General features: G+C 51.0%; 15 protein-coding genes and 1 pseudogene. 10 read left to right on the forward strand and 6 right to left on the reverse strand.

The window, feature by feature from the left end; genetic code table 11:
* Positions 1-3: 3 nt before the first annotated feature.
* The 3 genes from FRZ59_RS19995 to FRZ59_RS09560 are packed head-to-tail and all read right to left on the reverse strand — an operon-like array spanning position 4 to position 855.
* Positions 4-264, reverse strand: a complete 261-nt coding sequence (locus tag FRZ59_RS19995; RefSeq protein ID WP_132129488.1) for a SemiSWEET family sugar transporter — start codon at positions 262-264, stop codon at positions 4-6.
* A 10-nt stretch (positions 265-274) separates the two neighbouring features.
* Positions 275-589, reverse strand: coding sequence for an alpha-ketoglutarate-dependent dioxygenase AlkB (locus FRZ59_RS09555; RefSeq protein WP_147698299.1), 315 nt, complete (start codon positions 587-589; stop codon positions 275-277).
* Positions 590-624: 35 nt separating this feature from the next.
* A complete protein-coding gene (locus FRZ59_RS09560) occupies positions 625-855 on the reverse strand; it encodes a hypothetical protein (protein WP_147698300.1) in 231 nt (76 codons plus the stop codon).
* Between the two features lie 84 nt (positions 856-939).
* Between FRZ59_RS09560 and FRZ59_RS09565 the strand changes: the two genes are divergently transcribed.
* From FRZ59_RS09565 to FRZ59_RS09595, 7 genes and pseudogenes are all read left to right on the forward strand, one after another.
* The gene (locus tag FRZ59_RS09565) at positions 940-1,383 is read left to right on the forward strand and encodes an HYC_CC_PP family protein (RefSeq protein ID WP_432417388.1); all 444 of its coding nucleotides are present in this window, start codon (positions 940-942) and stop codon (positions 1,381-1,383) included.
* A 117-nt stretch (positions 1,384-1,500) separates the two neighbouring features.
* Positions 1,501-2,793 carry an efflux RND transporter permease subunit gene (locus FRZ59_RS09570; RefSeq protein ID WP_132129491.1) on the forward strand — a complete coding sequence of 431 codons (1,293 nt, stop codon included), beginning with the start codon at positions 1,501-1,503 and terminating at the stop codon, positions 2,791-2,793.
* 70 nt (positions 2,794-2,863) lie between these two features.
* Positions 2,864-4,737: pseudogene (locus FRZ59_RS09575) on the forward strand (efflux RND transporter permease subunit).
* Complete coding sequence (locus FRZ59_RS09580; RefSeq protein WP_132129493.1) at positions 4,724-5,986, forward strand: TolC family protein; 1,263 nt, start codon at positions 4,724-4,726, stop codon at positions 5,984-5,986. Before FRZ59_RS09575 ends, FRZ59_RS09580 begins: the two are co-directional and overlap by 14 nt.
* Positions 5,964-7,232, forward strand: a complete 1,269-nt coding sequence (locus FRZ59_RS09585; protein WP_132129494.1) for a heavy metal-binding domain-containing protein — start codon at positions 5,964-5,966, stop codon at positions 7,230-7,232. The genes FRZ59_RS09580 and FRZ59_RS09585 overlap by 23 nt, the downstream gene beginning before the upstream one ends.
* Positions 7,229-8,449 carry an efflux RND transporter periplasmic adaptor subunit gene (locus FRZ59_RS09590; protein ID WP_158640592.1) on the forward strand — a complete coding sequence of 407 codons (1,221 nt, stop codon included), beginning with the start codon at positions 7,229-7,231 and terminating at the stop codon, positions 8,447-8,449. The genes FRZ59_RS09585 and FRZ59_RS09590 overlap by 4 nt, the downstream gene beginning before the upstream one ends.
* Positions 8,450-8,490: 41 nt before the next feature.
* Positions 8,491-9,015 carry a DUF3347 domain-containing protein gene (locus FRZ59_RS09595; protein WP_132129495.1) on the forward strand — a complete coding sequence of 175 codons (525 nt, stop codon included), beginning with the start codon at positions 8,491-8,493 and terminating at the stop codon, positions 9,013-9,015.
* 23 nt (positions 9,016-9,038) lie between these two features.
* On the opposite strand, the gene FRZ59_RS09600 is transcribed toward FRZ59_RS09595, so the two are convergent.
* From FRZ59_RS09600 to FRZ59_RS20000, 3 genes are read right to left on the reverse strand one after another with little or no spacing between them, the layout of a single operon-like run.
* The gene (locus FRZ59_RS09600; RefSeq protein ID WP_132129496.1) at positions 9,039-10,550 is read right to left on the reverse strand and encodes a sulfatase; all 1,512 of its coding nucleotides are present in this window, start codon (positions 10,548-10,550) and stop codon (positions 9,039-9,041) included.
* Positions 10,547-12,733, reverse strand: a complete 2,187-nt coding sequence (locus tag FRZ59_RS09605; RefSeq protein WP_132129497.1) for a TonB-dependent receptor — start codon at positions 12,731-12,733, stop codon at positions 10,547-10,549. The genes FRZ59_RS09600 and FRZ59_RS09605 overlap by 4 nt, the downstream gene beginning before the upstream one ends.
* 57 nt (positions 12,734-12,790) lie before the next feature.
* Positions 12,791-13,111, reverse strand: a complete 321-nt coding sequence (locus tag FRZ59_RS20000; RefSeq protein ID WP_132129498.1) for a DUF6660 family protein — start codon at positions 13,109-13,111, stop codon at positions 12,791-12,793.
* A gap of 600 nt (positions 13,112-13,711) precedes the next feature.
* Between FRZ59_RS20000 and FRZ59_RS09615 the strand changes: the two genes are divergently transcribed.
* The 3 genes from FRZ59_RS09615 to FRZ59_RS09625 are packed head-to-tail and all read left to right on the forward strand — an operon-like array spanning position 13,712 to position 16,959.
* On the forward strand, positions 13,712-14,431 hold the full coding sequence (locus FRZ59_RS09615; RefSeq protein WP_132129499.1) for a TlpA disulfide reductase family protein: 720 nt from the start codon (positions 13,712-13,714) through the stop codon (positions 14,429-14,431).
* Positions 14,432-14,446: 15 nt separating this feature from the next.
* Positions 14,447-16,489 (forward strand): protein-disulfide reductase DsbD family protein, encoded by a 2,043-nt coding sequence (locus tag FRZ59_RS09620; protein WP_132129500.1) that lies wholly within the window; start codon positions 14,447-14,449, stop codon positions 16,487-16,489.
* On the forward strand, positions 16,486-16,959 hold the full coding sequence (locus FRZ59_RS09625; RefSeq protein ID WP_132129501.1) for a DsrE family protein: 474 nt from the start codon (positions 16,486-16,488) through the stop codon (positions 16,957-16,959). Before FRZ59_RS09620 ends, FRZ59_RS09625 begins: the two co-directional genes overlap by 4 nt.
* Positions 16,960-17,031 lie beyond the last annotated feature (72 nt).

A 17,031-nucleotide genomic window follows, 5' to 3' on the forward strand; every position in this document is an offset into this window, starting at 1 on the left:
GAATTAATTCCTGACTTTATAGTACTGATTTAATCCAATCACACAGCAGTTCACGACCAGAGAAAAGGCATTCGTCGTCATGATCGGCCAATCTTCCTTCTTTATACCATAGATCACCCAAAGTATAAGACCTATCAACAGGCACACGAGCATAATAATAGAAATATCCTGCGATCTTTTTTCCTTTAAAAGCTTAATTAATTGCGGCAGCAAGGAAATTCCGGTAAATATACCTGCTGCGATACCTATTGTTTGTACTCCCATGTCCTGTGCCTTAATGAGTCAATTTATTTCGCAAAGTACGAAGAGTGACAGAGTAACGGGGTTCGGTTACCGGAGCAATGCTATGTTCCCATTCCGACCTTGCTTCGCCTTGAATTATGTACAGAGAACGCCGTTCCAGATTCATGCGCATGATGTGCTGCCTGCCACGTTTGTTTTTATCATACGGCCGGAAGCGAAAATCTGCGTTGGACAGTAACGAGACGCCGGCAATAACGTCGAATGGTGGTGCGTCACGGTGCCAGTTGATGACCGCACCCGGCGGGTATTCTGTTACCAATACCTCGGCGAAATCTTCAAATGCCATCGATAACCAATCTGCAACTTTTGCAATCAACTGCTTCAGCCCCCGGGTATTTCTTTGCCTTTTTGTATGGTCCGGCTGTCAAAATTATAATCGTGGCCGTAGCTTTTTACTTTTCTCCTGGCCTCAAAGCCCTGAAATAGGAAGGGGTGAAGTTCCAGGCCGGTTACAGTTTCCAGTAATTCCGCTTCTTCATGTGGCGAGATAAAGTCGGGAAAATACCTGAAGCCCTCTGGCAATTCCGGAACGGCAGGGAATAGTGAAAGCATCTGTTTAAGTTATACGCTATACAGGGATAAAAACCATGCCATGTCAATACGCTGTGCGGGAGAATTGTTATATTTGCAAAAAAAATGAAGCTAGCCCGTTCTATAATCGCAATCTGCATGGCTATGCTGATCCTCGTAGTAACAACCGGGTTCAGTATTAGTCAGCATTTTTGCCAGGGAGAGCTTCTTTACTCCTCTGTATTGGGCAATGCAGCATCCTGCGAAATGGCGAAAAGTAAGGAAACGCTTCCTCCATGCCATAAACAGGATCACACCGGTGATTCTGCAGAGTCCTTTTCGAAAATGCCTTGCTGCGAGGATTACCAGGCTGCTATAGCCGGACAGGATATACCCACACCTTTGAAGAAGGGGGATAACCTGCTTCCTTCGGTAAAATTTCTCACTGCTTTTTCCTATGTCTTTTTCCATAAAGCGCTTCTTTCTGACAAGGATTTTCATTTTGTCGATTACAGGCCCCCATTGATATCGCGGGACATTCCTGTCTTTTTTCAGTCATTCCTTATTTAATTCCCGGCCTTTTCATCAATGCACCCCGGGGAGCGCCTTGAATGGAGCTTTCCCTGCATGATTGTGCTGTCTTTCCATAAAGCATCGCTTTCACCTATTGGAATTATTAAGGAATATATGATAGAAAAGCTAATAGATTTTTCATTAAAAAACCGGTTGCTCGTCCTGTTGGTAGCGGCCGGGCTGTTGGGGTGGGGGCTTTATTCGGTCCGCACCAGCAAGGTAGACGCCATCCCTGATCTTTCGGAAAACCAGGTGATCGTCTTTACCGAATGGATGGGGCGCAGCCCGCAGATCATCGAAGACCAGGTGACCTACCCGCTGGTCACCAATCTTCAGGGCCTTCCAGGGGTAAAATACGTTCGGGGCTCTTCCATGTTCGGGATGAGCTTCGTATATGTTGTTTTCGAAGACGATAAGGACGTTTACTGGGCGCGCGAGCGTGTGCTGGAAAAGCTGAATTATGCGTCCCGGCTGCTGCCGGAAGGGGTGCTGCCTACCATCGGCCCCGATGGAACGGGAGTGGGCCATATCCTTTGGTACACCCTGGAGGCGCCGGGCATGGACCTCGGGGAACAGCGGGCTATTCAGGACTGGTACGTGAAGTTTGCCCTGCAAAACGTGGAGGGCGTTGCTGAGATCGCCTCCTTTGGAGGATACCAAAAGCAATACGAGGTAACCATAGATCCGAATAAGCTGAGCTATTACGGTATTTCCCTTCCCCAGGTGGTACAGGCTGTTCGCTCCAATAATAATGAAGTAGGAGGGCGTAAGTTTGAGATGAGCGATATCGGCTATATCATCAAAACCGATGGCGGATATATCCAGGACATCGATGACCTGGAAAACATTTCTCTTAAAACGGAGAATGCAACACCAGTACGGGTAAAAGATGTAGCAACTGTCCAGATGACCGGTGAAAGCCGCCTGGGTATTTTCGATCTGAACGGGGAAGGAGAGGCGGTGGGCGGCATTGTGGTGATGCGGTACGGGGAAAATGCGGCCGAGGTAATTGAGCATGTCAAAAAGAAAATGACGGAAGTTGGCCGCGGCCTGCCGGAAGGCGTGAAATTCAACATAGTCTATGACAGGAGCGGGCTGATCAATGAATCCATTTCTTCCATTAAAAACACGCTTATCGAGGAGATGATCGTGGTTTCCCTGGTGGTGATCGTATTCCTGTTTCACTGGCGCAGCGCCGTGAGCATCATCGTCCAGATCCCCATCACGATCGCTGCCAGCTTTATTTTGCTGAACGCGTTTGGGATCACCTCCAATATTATGTCGCTTACCGGTATTGCCCTGGCCATCGGGGTGATCGTGGACAACGGGATCATCATGGCGGAAAATTCATATAAACATCTTTCAGAACGTTACGCGGAGCTGAACGAAGAGCGGAAAAACAGCTGACATGGTTAAAAAAATCAATGATAAGGCCGAAAGCAGGCACAAACCGCGTCTCATCCCTGATGAAGAACGGATGCGTATCATCGCCCGGGCCTGTAAGCAAGTATCAAGGGGCGTCTTCTTTTCCACGGTGATCATTATCACCTCTTTCCTTCCGGTTTTCCTGCTTACGGGCCAGGAAGGCAAGCTGTTCCATCCGCTGGCCTATACGAAGACCTTTATTATGATCGTGGATGCTATATTGGTCGTTACCCTGGCCCCGGTGATCATTTCCTTCCTTATGAAGGGAAAATTCCGGGGAGAGCAAGCGAATCCGGTGAACCGCGTCCTGGAAAAGGTATATACGCCAATGATCAAATGGGTGTTGAAATGGCGCAAAACAACGATCGCCCTCAATACGCTGGCATTGCTTATTTCTATTCCCATGCTCATGCGGATGGGGACCGAATTTATGCCCCCGCTGGACGAAGGTTCCATTCTTTTTATGCCTGTCACCCTTCCGGACGTGTCCAATACAGAAATAAAGCGCATCCTCCAGGTACAGGACAAGATTATCAAATCGGTCCCCGAGGTGGAGGAAGTCCTGGGTAAGGCCGGCCGGGCCAGTACCGCTACGGATAATTCCCCGCTGAGCATGATTGAAACGATCATTATGCTCAAGCCTCGTTCGGAGTGGCGGGAAGGAATTACCAAAGCGGATATTATCAGCGAACTGGACGCAAAGCTGCAGATCCCGGGTGTGGTGAACGGCTGGACACAGCCCATCATTAACCGTATTAACATGCTGGCCACCGGCATTCGAACTGATGTTGGTGTAAAAGTTTTCGGGCAGGATCTGGACACTATTTACGCGGTTTCCGAGCGGGTAAAAGCGTCGCTGGAAGGCATTGCAGGTATTAAAGACCTGTATGTGGAACCCGTAACCGGCGGAAAATACCTTGAAATACAAATTAACCGCGATCAGCTGGGGCGGTATGGATTAAGTGTGGACGATGTGAACATGATCGTTGAAACGGCTGTCGGCGGCACTCCTGTTGCACAGACGATTGAGGGGCGTGAGCGCTTTTCGGTAAGCGTTCGGCTTCCGCAGGATTACCGCAACAGCATTGACCGGCTGAAGCGAATCCCTATCCAGACCGCTTCTTTCGGTACCGTTCCGCTTTCGGCCGTAGCCGACATCGCCTTTGTGAATGGCCCGCCGATGATCAATTCCGATAATGCCATGCTGCGGGGAGCCGTGCTTTTCAACGTGCGCGACCGTGATCTGGGAAGTACAGTACAGGAAGCAATGGAAACGATCAACGGGGAAGTAAGCAGTATGCCCGGGGGTATTACCTGGAATGGAGCGGGCAGTATGAAAACCTGATCCGCGGGCAGCGGACGCTCAGGCTCATTGCGCCCATCGTACTCATTGTTATTTTTATCTCTTTATACCTGGCCTTCAAATCGGTCCGGGAAGCTATTCTGAGCCTGATCACGATCCCTTTTGCCCTGATCGGCGGCGCTTATATCGTTTATTTCGCTGGTGTGAACCTTTCAGTTGCTGTTGCGGTAGGCTTCATTGCCCTTTTCGGCATCGCGGTCATGACCGGGATCGTCATGGTGATCTACCTGAACGATGCCATGCGGCAACTGGTCCGGGAAAAAGGCAATTCCGCCAGCACGATCACCCGGCAGGACCTGAAGGAATATGTGATCCGCGGGGCGGCAGGCAGGCTTCGTCCCAAACTAATGACGGTTTCGGTCGTATTGCTGGGCCTTATTCCCGTGCTATGGGCCACCGGAGTGGGTACGGACGTGATGAAACCCATTGTGCTTCCCATGATCGGAGGCGTGATCACCTCTTCTATACACATCCTGCTGGTAACGCCCCTGATCTTTTTGATGACGAAGGAATATGAACTGAAAAAAATTGGAAAACTGGAGGTGTACGATGCAAAGCATTAATTATAGAAGCAGCTGCGGGGCATTGATAATTCTGCTGTTATGCTTTTCCCAGGCCTTGCAGGCACAGCAGGTGCTGACGCTGGAAAATATTCTTGATAGCATCCGCAGCAATAATCCCTTACTCGAAAGTTATGAATACCGGATCAACGCGGAACATGCTTATGCCGAAGGCGCCAAAAGCTGGATGGCTCCGATGGTGGGAGCGGGTACCTTCATGACGCCGTACCCCGGAAGCGAGATCATGAATGAGGGCGATAAAGGAATGTTTATGGTAGGGGCGGAGCAGTCCATTCCCAATCCTGCCAGGCTAAAGGCCCGCGAAAACTACCTGGAGTCAAAAGCGGCAATTACTGCTGCCGGGCAAAGTGGTACCTATAACCAGCTGCGGGCGCAGGCAAAAGGCCTTTACTACCAGTGGATGGTACTGGAAAAGAAAAAAGCGGTGCTGGAGGAAAGCCGTCAGATCATGCAAACGATGCTAAAGCTGGCCAGGATCCGCTATCCTTACAGCCAGGGAAGCCTGGGAAGTATTTACAAGGCAGAGGGCCGGCTGGAGGAAACAGAGAATTTGATCCTGATGACGAACAGCCAGATCATCAAGAAAAATATTATCCTGAATGCGCTTATGAATATTCCGGACAGTGTACGCTATCACATAGACCTTGGCGAACCGGACGTTGATCCGCTGCTTGCATCAGTTGACAGCGCTTACCTTGTGCAAAACCGCAGCGATCTCCTGGGCGTGGAACGCAGCATTGAATCCAAGCAGCTTGGCCTGGAACTGGAGAAAATGGAGCGCAAACCGGGGTTCAGCATCCGCTTCGAACACATGATGCCCTACGGTTCCATGATGCCCAATCAATATACGCTAATGGGCATGATCAGTATTCCAATAGCTCCCTGGTCTTCCAGGATGTACAAATCCAATATAAAAGGGATGCAACTGGAAATTCAGGCCATGGAAAAAGAGCGGGAAGCAATGCTGAAGAGGATGCAGGGCATGATCAGGGGCATGACCCGGGATATTCGCATCATGCAGCAGCAGTTAAGGAATTATACCGAAAAGATCCTTCCTGCCCTGAAGAAAAATTATGAGGTGACGCTGCTCTCCTACGAGCAGAGCCAGGAAGAACTTTCTCTGGTGATCAACGCCTGGGAGACGCTCAATATGGCGCAGATGGAATATCTGGATAAACTGGAAGCATATTATTTAATGGTTGTGGAGTATGAAAAGGAGATTGAGCAATAATATACTGCTGCTGTTGCTGATGGGTGGGGCAGCGCTGCTGACTGTCTCCTGCAACATCGGGAAAAATAAGCAGGAACATACTTATTCCACGGGTTACATTTGTCCCATGCACCCGGAGATCGTACGGGAAAAGCCGGACGTTTGTCCTATTTGTAGCATGGACCTGGTGCCGGTGAATAACGGGCATGGCGGAGATCACGCTGCCTTGAGCAAGGACCTCAGGTACCTGCTTAAACCGGTAAATAGTACGGTGGTAGCTGACATCCGTACCATAACGCCTTTTAAAAAGGAAATGAAGGTACAAACCGAGGCAAGCGGGATCATCACTTATGATACGCGCCGGTCACATTCCATTCCCCTCCGCTTCGGCGGCCGGGTTGAACGCCTGTATGTCCATTACAATTTTCAGCCGGTACGTAAAGGGCAAAAGATACTGGAGATATATAGTCCGGAGATCGTCACCGCGCAGAACGAGTTATTATTTCTGCTGGAATCCGATCCGGATAATCATGTGCTGATCGGAGCCTCCAGGCAAAAGCTGCGCCTGCTGGGCTTAACCGCTGCGCAGCTCAACCGTTTGACCGAAACCGGGGAAGCGGCTTATTCATTAGCGATCTATAGCCCCTACAGCGGTTATATTTACGAAGAATCCGCCCGTTCCGCAACGCCGGAGCCGGCCGGTATGAGCAATACGGAGCCCGGCCAAACCGGGCTAACTACACGTGAAGGTATGTACCTGGCCAAAGGAGAAACCGCTTTTAGGGTAATCAATACCAGTCAGGTGCGGGCGGAATTCAATATTTACCCGGAAATGGCTCCCTATATCCGAAAAGGGGACAGCCTTATCCTCATACCTGATTTTAACAAGGATTTATTGCTTGGGGCGACCGTGGATTTCCTGCAGCCCTTTTATCAGAACGGAGAAAATTTCGCGAAGGTACGTGTACGTCTTAACAATACGGAAGGCCTTTTCAGGCCCGGGCAACTTATCACTGCGCGCTTTCAGCATAATACTGACAGCGCCTGGTGGATACCGAAGGCAGCAGTGCTGGACCTGGGAACGAAAAAAGTTGCGTTCATTAAAGAAAGCGGGGCTTTTCGTCCCCGGCTCATTTCCATAGGCCGTACATCGGGCAATTGGACGGAAGTGGTTTCGGGCCTTTCCGCCACAGATACGGTAGCCAGGAACGGGCACTACCTGGTAGACAGCGAAGGATTTGTAAAAATTGAATCGAAGGGACAATGACGAAGATCAAATACATGATGAAAGCAGGGCTTGGGGCTTTACTGATCCTGATCATGGCAGCATGTGCCAGGCAACAACAGGAAACAGGCGACGCCGGCCTTAGCCACACCTGCCCCATGCACCCGCAGATTGTGCAGGAAAGTTTCGGGACCTGCCCCATCTGCGGAATGGATCTGGTGCCGGTCAATCAAGCCGGCGCTGAACAGGAGATCATGCTCAGCAACCGGCAAATTGCCCTGGCCAATATCCGGGTGGAGCCCCTGAGTCCCGGTAATCTTGGGAATAATACCTTTGTCACCGGGAAACTGGCTGCGGACCAGGAATTGATTGATGTGGTTAGCAGCCGGGTGCCGGGACGCATTGAAAAGTTGTACATAAAAGAAACCGGCCGGCAAATCAGCAAGGGGCAGCCCCTGTATGAAATGTACAGTGAGGAGTTATTGACGCTTCAGAACGAGTACCTGCTCACCCTTGAACAATACAGGCAGTTGGGGGACACGGACAAGCGGTACGCCTCTTTTATGGAAGCCGCCCGGAAAAAGCTGCTGCTGTACGGGATGACCGCAGATCAGGTAAAGCGCCTGGGAGAAACAAAAGCGCGTTCCGCCCTTGTGACATTCGGGTCGCCGGTTTCGGGCATCGTTACTGAAATAGCCGCTGCGGAGGGTCAATATGTGGCCGAAGGCAGTATCCTGTACCGGATCGAAGGGCTGGACCGTTTGTGGGTCGAAGCTGAATTGTATCCCCGGGAAGCCGCGCTGGTGAAAGAAGGTGACCAGGTTCGGGTAATAGTAGCGGGCTATGAGCATGAACCCCTCAGCGGTAAAGTTGTTTTCCTGAACCCGGAATACCGTACCGGCACCCAAATCCTGACCTTGCGGGCACAAATAGCCAATCCGGGTAAGCGCTTCCTGCCTGGCATGCAGGCCAGCGTGGTACTCAGCAATAACACGAGGACGGTCCTGGCTTTGCCGGTGGACGCGGTAGTGCGGGGAGAACACGGCGCCCACGTTTGGGTGAAGGCCGGCGAAGGCACCTTTACACCGCGTATGGTCAAGACAGGAATGGAAACCTTTGACCGGGTGGAGATCCTGGAAGGCTTGCAGGAAGGAGATTCCGTAGTGACCAGCGGAGCGTATCTCCTTTATGGAGAGCTGGTACTGAAAAAGGGCATTGAACCGGCAACCGCCCACCGGTATGAGAGCGATGAACTATAATAGAATTTCGATCATTAAATCATTTATTAAAAACCATTCAAATGAAAAAGAACATCAGATTTGCATGTTTTCTTACCTCAACAGTTTTGGTCGTGGCTTTAAGCGCCTGCGGGCCCCGGCAACAGCAGAACGCCTCAGGTTCCGAAGTTTCCGCTCCCGTGTTTGACGACGAGCAATTAACAGGTGCTTATGAGCGGTACATTCATCTAAAAGATGCGCTGGTAACTTCCGACGCCGATAAGGCGAAATCCGAAGCTGCTATGCTCCACGCCGAACTCGGTAAAATCGCGGAAGGCGAAAACGCCGCGGCGCTTGCGGCCGGAATTGCAGGGACAACAGATCTCCAGGCGCAGCGAACCGCCTTCTCGAAACTAAGCAATGCGATGACTGAACTCGTAAAGGCCGCTGAAGTAACAGATGGTGAAGTTTATCTCGCATTCTGTCCCATGGCCATGGATGATACCGGGGCATACTGGCTCGCCAATGAGCAAGAGATCCGTAATCCTTATTTCGGCGATAAAATGATGAGGTGCGGAGAAATAAAAGAACGATGGATGAATCCCTGATTTCCCGTTCAGGCAGCCGCGGGTCAGGGAAAAGGAACGGGCTCACCGGTACTTTTAACCGTCGGCATCGGGGCATTCCAAAGGCGGAGCTGCCTGCTTAGCAGCCTTGAAAGGGCTTCGGACTTTCCGGGATATTTCGCCGACAAGTCGGTTGTTTCCCCGATGTCCGATCGCAGGTGATAAAGTTCCGTTTTGCCGCTGCGCATATCGTAGATCAGTTTCCATTCGCCCTGCCGGATCGCGCTTTTATAATTGATGCCCGGTCCGTCCCGGGGTTGCCATTTGTTGGGGAAATGCCAGATAAGCGCTTTTGATGTATCCGGACACCTGCCGGTATTTTTGAGAAAGGGCACAAAGCTTTTGCCGTCAATGGTTTGTACGGTCTCATAATCCTTGACCTGCGCCATTTCCAGCAGGGTGGGAAAGAAATCTTCGATGATCACGTACTGATCGCTAACTGAACCCGGCCGGGTGACTCCCGGCCATTTTACCAGCATAGGCTCGCGGATGCCTCCTTCGTAAACTGACCCTTTGCCTGCCCTGAGGGGCAGGTTTTGAGTGTGCTGCTCCCCGCCCATGGGAGGCGCCATGCTCAGGCCCCCGTTATCGGACATGAACAGAAGAATGGTATTTTCTGCCAGGTCGTTTTCTTCCAGGTAATCCATCACATCGCCCAGGCTTTGGTCCATGGCCGCAATCATGCTGGCGTACATAGCCTCCTTTTTGCTTAACCCGGCATCGATGTATTTTTGGTAATAACGCTTGTCGGCCATTAAGGGAACGTGTACGGCATAGTGCGCCAGGTAGAGGAAAAAAGGTTCCTGCCTTGTTACCGGGTGTTCCAGGGCTTTCAGGGCTTCCAGCGTAAGTGCCTCCGTTAAAAAGGTCTCCGAGCCATAATACTGGACCAGGTCCTGGACCGCGTTAAAGCTCGTTTTCCCGGGAATATTCCCATAATTTTCCGTACCCAGGTAACTTTGGGGATGCCCGATGGAATTGCCGGCAATATTAACGGTAAACCCTAAATTACGGGGATTGGCGCCCGGGGTACCGGCCGGGCCCCAATGAGCCTTCCCTGCATGAACGGTAAAATACCCGGCTTCCTTTAACAGTTGAGGCAGGGGCGTCGCATGCACCGTATGCGGAATGCCTTCCACGGGACTGAGGCCGTTATAATTCCAGGGAGCCGGCCCGAATAAGCTGTCCCGCCGGTCGGTGGGATGATCTTTCAGCGGATGGGTCCAGTTTGTGACGCCATGATGAGCAGCATTCATTCCTGTTATCAGGCTGATTCTGGTGGGAGTACATACCGGGGTGGAATAAGCATTGCTGAATTTCATTCCTTCCCTGGCCAGCCGCTCCATATTCGGTGTATGATAACGTTTGTTCAGAGGCATCACGCTATCGGCGAAGGGCACGGAAGTGTCCATCCATCCCATGTCGTCTACCATGAATACCACAATGTTCGGTTTCTGCTGAGCCTGAACCAGCGGTGAAAGAAGGACGCCGGCGAAAAGTAATATGATTTTTTTCATAACCTCAGTTTTATTCCTCCGTTGATCACGAACCCATCCATCGGGGCGTAAATGTCGTTGAACGCCGGATTGGTAATATCACCGGTATAAATGGTGCCAAAACCGGCCTGACGGGTATCGGTCAGGTTCTCGAAGTTCAAAAATATCGAAAACCCTTCCCATAATTTTTCGAGCATCAGCCCGGCGACCCAGTAACTTTTCCCGCTTGTTCCATCGTTCAGGGTTTGTTTGCCAAAATAGTAGGCTTCCAAACCGATCTTCCACTCCTCTTCCACTTCGTACATGAGAACGTTGTTCAGCCGGTGTTTGGAAACCAGCGGGTAGGACATCGTTTTCCCCCCGGTATGCTGGTCTACGTCTGCCAGGGTATAACCTATGAATAATTTAAAATCTCCGTACGTGATTTTTGCGTTCGTTTCTATTCCCCTTGTGTTAAGATAACCTTCCGGCTGAAGGTAAGCCAAGCTGCCGTTTTCCACCTGTGTCAGGAGGATGGGATCGTTGATGCGGGTATAGAAAAACAGCTGGTTAATACTGAAGCTACCCTTATCGCCAAACAAGCCCGTGCGGAAATTGATGTCGTAACTGGCGCCGTAAGAGCGTTCCGCTTCCGTGTTTTTCACGTCCAGGGGAAGCACATTCCGGAACTGGACCCGTTCCGCGTCTTCCGTAAAAACAGTCGGCGCTTTATAGCCCATTCCGCCGCCTAAACGGGTAGAAAAATGCTCGTTGACCTTCCATAAGGCAGAAACGCGGGGCAAAAAGAAGAAGCCGTAATTATTGTGATAGTCGCCCCGGAGCCCGGACTCAACCGTAAATTTCCCCGAAGTGTTCCAGGTATTTTGTATAAAGCCCCCAATCGTATGATACTGATAGTCCCTCAATGCGGTGTTTTCAGCCTTATCCTCTTTAAAATGATCGGTGACGAAATTGACGCCCGCTACCCAGTCCGCGTTGTCTCCCTTGCGGGAATAGTTGGCTTCAGTATAGGTGGAAAGCTGACCGCCGGAAAACTTGTAGTCCGGCATTCCGATGCTTCGGTCATAGTAGCCGGCGCTGTTGCGGAAAACCAGTTTTTCCCTGCTGTTCAGCTCATGATCAAGTTCTATTTGCGTGCTGTAACGCCCCGTTTTATTCTCTTCGAAATACGTATGCCCGGGGCTGCCGTTACCTTTGACGTATTCCAGGTCTCCGCCCACCCGTTTTTCTACGGTGGCGTTGATTCCCGCATAGAGCGTGGTCCGGTCCGTAAAATAAAGATATATTTTCGGATTCAGCGTGAAGCGGTCAAATTCGGGGATGGCCGTTAATCCGATGTCTGATGGGTCATAAGCGCTGCCGTGATTGTAGGCCGCGTAAATTGTTGTCCCTGTTTTTTTGAATTTCTCCGCATAGAAAGCGTTGGCGTCCAGGCCTAACGCAGAGGTGCCGTTCAACAGGAGATTAAGCTGACGTTCTTCCGCAGGCTTTTTGGATACCAGGTTTACCAGCCCGGCAATGGCGCCGCCGCCGTATAGGGTAGAGGAGGATCCTTTGATCACTTCCACCTGCTGCAGGTCCAGCGGGGCGATTTGCAACAGACCCAGTCCCCCGGAAAAACCCGAATACAAGGGAAAGCCGTCCCGGATCATTTGGGTGTACTTTCCGTCAAGTCCCTGGATACGGATACTGGAATTGCCGCTGGTTGCCGAGGTTTGCTGGGTTTGAATACCCGTACTTTCAGCCAGCAGCATGCGGATATCCCCGGGCTTCATATTACCTTTTTCATCCAGTTCTTCTCCGGCGATCACTTCCACGCGGGTAGGGATATTATCAATGGTTCTGCTGCTCCTGGTAGCAGTAATCACCACTTCTTCGAGTTCATGGTCGTCCCCATGTTCCGCCGGAACTAAAGAGATCAGGGCGGGAGACGGTTGGTCAAAGGGAAAGATCACCGTATCTGAAAGGGGTTGATAACCAAGGTAGCTGAAAAAAATTACTTGTTCTCCGTCCGGAATGTTTTCCAGCAGGAGGTTTCCGCCGTGATCGGAAGCTGCTCCCAGGCCGGTTCCCTGAACGGTTACTGTCGCTCCCGGAAGCGGCTCGTCCGTCTCTGCATCTTTAACGATTGCTTTATAAGTATTTTGCGCATAGCTTGAAACAATACTAAACAGCATTGCCGAAAGCAAAATCAATCTCTTCATTACTATGTATGAAATTATTTAGTGTAAGAAATAGCTAATAAAAAAAGCAGGATGGTATTAACCTAATTTGGGCGGCTGCCAGACGGGAATAATTATCTCGCTTAATTTAAAGGGTAAATAACTGCCGTAGCAGGAAGAATGTTCGAGAGGTAATATAGAAGCAAGAAGTGAAAAGTCGTTTATAATGAATCCCGGGCAACTGCCGCAAACATAGAATGGAGAACAATCTTTGCAGCAATCGTCTTTCTTTTCAGGGCAATTATCCGGCGAATCCGCTTGCTGCCCGTTATGGGCATGTGACTGTTCGGCCAGCACGCAGCATGGCAAACTGGTAAGCGCCAGCACAAACATCGATAATACTAAAACGATCAGCTTCACTTCGCAAAAGTATTAAAATATTGTAAAGCCATCCAAAAGGAGAATTTTATCTTTCTTGGTTTTTTTCGTATCCTTGCAGTAATTTCATCCCAAGGAAAATGCCCGCTTGCACGTTATATAAAAGGATATTCGCACAGCTTCTTTTGCTGTGTGTCTGCATTGCAGCTGGAAATTCCTGCCCTAACCGGAAATTTATCAAAGCGGAAGCACGGACAGCTGCTTCTCAGCGAATTGATATCGCGGCGGCGGAAAGCGGTCAATCGATCTGTTCCGCGGAAATTTTACGGGACGGGTTCTATGAAGTTTTTAAAACCGGTGGAAAAGCATCTCCGGCTGCTGTTTTGATCGGATTTTCCCTGAATTTGCTTAACAATGCTCCGGGTACCGTTTCTTATCTTCCGCCAAAACCGCGGAGCGTACTAGAAACTGATCCCTTTCCTTTGTTCCTGAAAAACGGGGTGCTGCTCGTTTAGCCTCCGCCCGGCGTATCAGCAAAGCCCGAACGCATTAGCAAAACGCTATTAACCTTTTCCTTTCAACTATTTATTCAACCGTGTGTCCGGAAGACCGGATGCCAACATGTTATTTATATTTACAGTCATGAAATCTTTATTTTCGTTTTCCAATATAATTACTGCCATTCTGGTCATTTTCGGAGCTGCTTTGTTTTTCAGCCCCGCTTTAAAAGGCGCCGTACTTCGCGGCCTGGTTGAAACGGGATTGTTTCAGCCTTCGGTTCCCGGCACCGACCCGGATACGGAGCCAGCGCAGGCTTCTTCAACTCCGTCTTCAGTCCCCGGCACCGACCCGGATACGGAGCCAGCGCAGGCTTCTTCAACTCCGTCTTCAGTCCCCGGAACCGATACGGAACCAGCGCAGGCTTCTTCAGCGCAGCCTTCTTCAATTCAGCAGGGGTCTGTATTGTTTAAAAGTGCGGAAGGCGAACTCATTGACCTTTCCCGGCAGCAGGGCAAGGTGGTGTTCATAAACTTCTGGGCAACCTGGTGCCCGCCCTGTATAGCTGAAATGCCCTCAATACAGAAGCTTTACTCAGCTTTTAAGGATGATGAGAAATTCCTCTTCCTGATGGTGGATGTGGATAATAAACCGGAGCGGTCCCTGAAGTTTATGCAGAAAGGTGATTATGACCTGCCGGTCCATACACCGGCCAGCGCGATTCCTCCATCTTTTCTTGGCGGCGCCATCCCGACCACCCTGGTACTTGATAAAAAGGGGGAAGTAGTATTTAAACATGAAGGAATGGGCGACTATTCTGCCCCGGAGTTCCAGTCATTTATGAAGGAACTGGCCGCCAAATAATAAGGGTTAGCAATAATGAAGAAATTTGTTTTAGTTCTTTTGCTGCTTGCATGCGGCGGGCTGTCCTTTGCCCAGATCTATGATCCGGTTCAGTGGAGAATAACAGCAGAAGAGATCACTAAGGAGCAAGCCTCGGTAACGATCACTGCGGAAATTGAGCCGGGATGGCATTTGTACTCCCAGTTTATTCCCGAAGGCGGCCCGCAGGCAACCACGTTTCAATTTGAGAAAAGCCCGGATTACGAGCTGGCAGGAACAACTGCGGAAAAGCCTGATGCTGTTGCTTCCTACGATCCTAACTTCGATATGGAGATATCCTGGCATACGGTGAAGGTCCGGTTCGTGCAGCAGGTCCGGCTGAAAAAGCCGGAAGCGATGGTGAAGGGAACCGTTGAATATATGGTTTGCAACGATACCGCCTGCCTGCCGCCGGAAATAGTGCCTTTTACGCTGAAGATCGATGCTTCTGCTCCTGGAGGCTCGGCTTCAGGGAGCTTTGAAAGGCCGGGCGGGACATCCGGAGCCGCATTTAATGCGAGGACCGCGGAAGGCGGTACTGCCGGCGCCCTTGCCAGCGCAGGAACATCAGGCGCAGCCGGCCCTGCAAGCCCGGGTCCGGCACCAGCCGCCGGCAAAAGCTTTTGGGGTATCTTTCTTGCGGGTCTGCTTGGAGGCTTTGCAGCCTTCCTGATGCCTTGCATTTACCCGATGATCCCATTAACGGCCTCGTTTTTTACCAGGCAAAGCGGAAGCCGGTCGAAAGGGATCCGGAACGCACTTATCTACGGCCTTTCGATCATCGTCATTTATGTCGGGCTGGGACTTGCTGTGACGCTGATCTTCGGGGCGTCGGCTCTGAATGCGGCCGCCAGCAGCGCCATATTTAACCTGGTATTCTTTGGCATCATTCTCCTTTTTGCCATTTCCTTCCTGGGAGGGTTTGAGATAACATTGCCCTCCCGCTTTGTAAATAAGGTCGATGCCCGCTCGCATCAGCGAAACCTCACAGGTATCTTTTTCATGGCCTTTACCTTAAGCCTGGTTTCTTTTTCCTGCACAGGCCCCATTATTGGCCTGCTGCTGGTGGAAGCGGTCGCAAAAGGCAGCCTGATGGGGCCGGCTGCCGGCATGCTGGGGTTTTCGGCGGCCCTGGCTATTCCTTTCGTCTTGTTCGCCATTTTTCCGGCCTTTCTGAAAGAACTCCCCAAATCGGGCAGCTGGCTGAATACGGTAAAGGTATCGCTCGGGTTCATTGAGCTGGCGCTGGCTATGAAGTTTCTCTCCAACGTAGACCTGGCCTACCACTGGGGCATTCTCGACCGGGAGGTATTCCTCGCCATTTGGATCGTTATATTCGGGCTGCTAGGGCTGTTTCTCCTGGGAAAGCTGAAACTGTTTTCCGAAAACCCCGAAACGTTGTCGCTCCCGCGTTTACTTTTTGCCGCACTGGCGCTTTCATTTACTATTTACATGGTTCCCGGTATGTGGGGAGCCCCGCTAAAGGCGATCAGTGCATGGCTTCCGCCGCAGCCTACACAGGACTTCGACCTCCATCGCACCGGTCCGGCCGCGGCTGACGATGCGCAGGTAAGCGGGAAAAAATACGGCGGAATATTTCACGCTCCTCACGGCCTGGACGCCTTTTACGATTACGAGGAAGGATTAGCCCATGCCAGGAAGGTGAATAAACCGGTATTGATTGACTTTACCGGCTGGAGCTGTGTAAACTGCCGGAAAATGGAAGCCTCTGTCTGGTCGGATCCGGCGGTACTCAGCAGGCTGAAAAACGATTACGTACTGGTATCTCTTTACGTGGACGATAAGACCGCCCTGGCCGAGGGCGAACAATATACATCTTCTTTCAGCGGCAAAAAGATCACCCGCATCGGGCAAAAGTGGAGCGACCTGCAGGCTTCCACTTTCGGCACGAATGCGCAGCCGCATTACGTGATCGCGGATCATGAAGGAGCCCCGCTGGTGCCTCCCAGGGGATTCGACCTTGATATAAGTAATTACGTTGATTTTTTAGAAACCGGAATTGAGGCATTTAAAAGATGAAAAAAATAAAGTTTTTAGCAATTCTTTACCTGGCTGGCCTGCTGTTATTGCCCCGCCTGGTACTGTCCCAGGACGTTTCTGCACAGGGCCCGGCCCCCTTCACCGGGGCCCGGGCTACGCTCGGCAGTTATAAAGCGCTGTATGTGGTCAACTCATCGGATGATAAGCGGGTAAAAGCCGCTTTGCGAAATATCCGGAACGCATTGAATGACCCCCGTCTGAAAGGAAAATTGGAAGTCGAACTTATCGTCTTTGGCGACGGCGTGGAAATTTACCGGAACGGAAGCCCTTACAGAACCGCCCTGGAAGGCCTGAAAGAAAAAGGCGTCATCCTTGCTCAGTGTGAGAACACGCTAAACGAACGAGGCATCAGGAAATCGGAGCTTTATCCCTTCATTTCCTTTGTCCCCTCCGGAAACGGGGAGATCATCATTCGCCAGCACCAGGGTTGGGCAATAGTTTATCCCTGACGCCGCCCGCGCCGAGGAAGACCCACGGCACGCATGCATTGACCGGTCCGCCCCGTGAGGCCGCAGATAGTT

The sequence above is a fragment of the Anseongella ginsenosidimutans genome (genome assembly GCF_008033235.1).
GTDB classification, from domain to species: domain Bacteria; phylum Bacteroidota; class Bacteroidia; order Sphingobacteriales; family Sphingobacteriaceae; genus Anseongella; species Anseongella ginsenosidimutans.

What these genes read in the sequence shown, in the direction of transcription:
- FRZ59_RS19995 (WP_132129488.1), bottom strand. Translation starts at nt 264, where the DNA reads ATGGGAGTACAAACAATAGGTATCGCAGCAGGTATATTTACCGGAATT.
- FRZ59_RS09555 (WP_147698299.1), bottom strand. Translation starts at nt 589, where the DNA reads ATGGCATTTGAAGATTTCGCCGAGGTATTGGTAACAGAATACCCGCCG.
- FRZ59_RS09560 (WP_147698300.1), bottom strand. Translation starts at nt 855, where the DNA reads ATGCTTTCACTATTCCCTGCCGTTCCGGAATTGCCAGAGGGCTTCAGG.
- FRZ59_RS09565 (WP_432417388.1), top strand. Translation starts at nt 940, where the DNA reads ATGAAGCTAGCCCGTTCTATAATCGCAATCTGCATGGCTATGCTGATC.
- FRZ59_RS09570 (WP_132129491.1), top strand. Translation starts at nt 1,501, where the DNA reads ATGATAGAAAAGCTAATAGATTTTTCATTAAAAAACCGGTTGCTCGTC.
- FRZ59_RS09580 (WP_132129493.1), top strand. Translation starts at nt 4,724, where the DNA reads ATGCAAAGCATTAATTATAGAAGCAGCTGCGGGGCATTGATAATTCTG.
- FRZ59_RS09585 (WP_132129494.1), top strand. Translation starts at nt 5,964, where the DNA reads ATGAAAAGGAGATTGAGCAATAATATACTGCTGCTGTTGCTGATGGGT.
- FRZ59_RS09590 (WP_158640592.1), top strand. Translation starts at nt 7,229, where the DNA reads ATGACGAAGATCAAATACATGATGAAAGCAGGGCTTGGGGCTTTACTG.
- FRZ59_RS09595 (WP_132129495.1), top strand. Translation starts at nt 8,491, where the DNA reads ATGAAAAAGAACATCAGATTTGCATGTTTTCTTACCTCAACAGTTTTG.
- FRZ59_RS09600 (WP_132129496.1), bottom strand. Translation starts at nt 10,550, where the DNA reads ATGAAAAAAATCATATTACTTTTCGCCGGCGTCCTTCTTTCACCGCTG.
- FRZ59_RS09605 (WP_132129497.1), bottom strand. Translation starts at nt 12,733, where the DNA reads ATGAAGAGATTGATTTTGCTTTCGGCAATGCTGTTTAGTATTGTTTCA.
- FRZ59_RS09615 (WP_132129499.1), top strand. Translation starts at nt 13,712, where the DNA reads ATGAAATCTTTATTTTCGTTTTCCAATATAATTACTGCCATTCTGGTC.
- FRZ59_RS09620 (WP_132129500.1), top strand. Translation starts at nt 14,447, where the DNA reads ATGAAGAAATTTGTTTTAGTTCTTTTGCTGCTTGCATGCGGCGGGCTG.
- FRZ59_RS09625 (WP_132129501.1), top strand. Translation starts at nt 16,486, where the DNA reads ATGAAAAAAATAAAGTTTTTAGCAATTCTTTACCTGGCTGGCCTGCTG.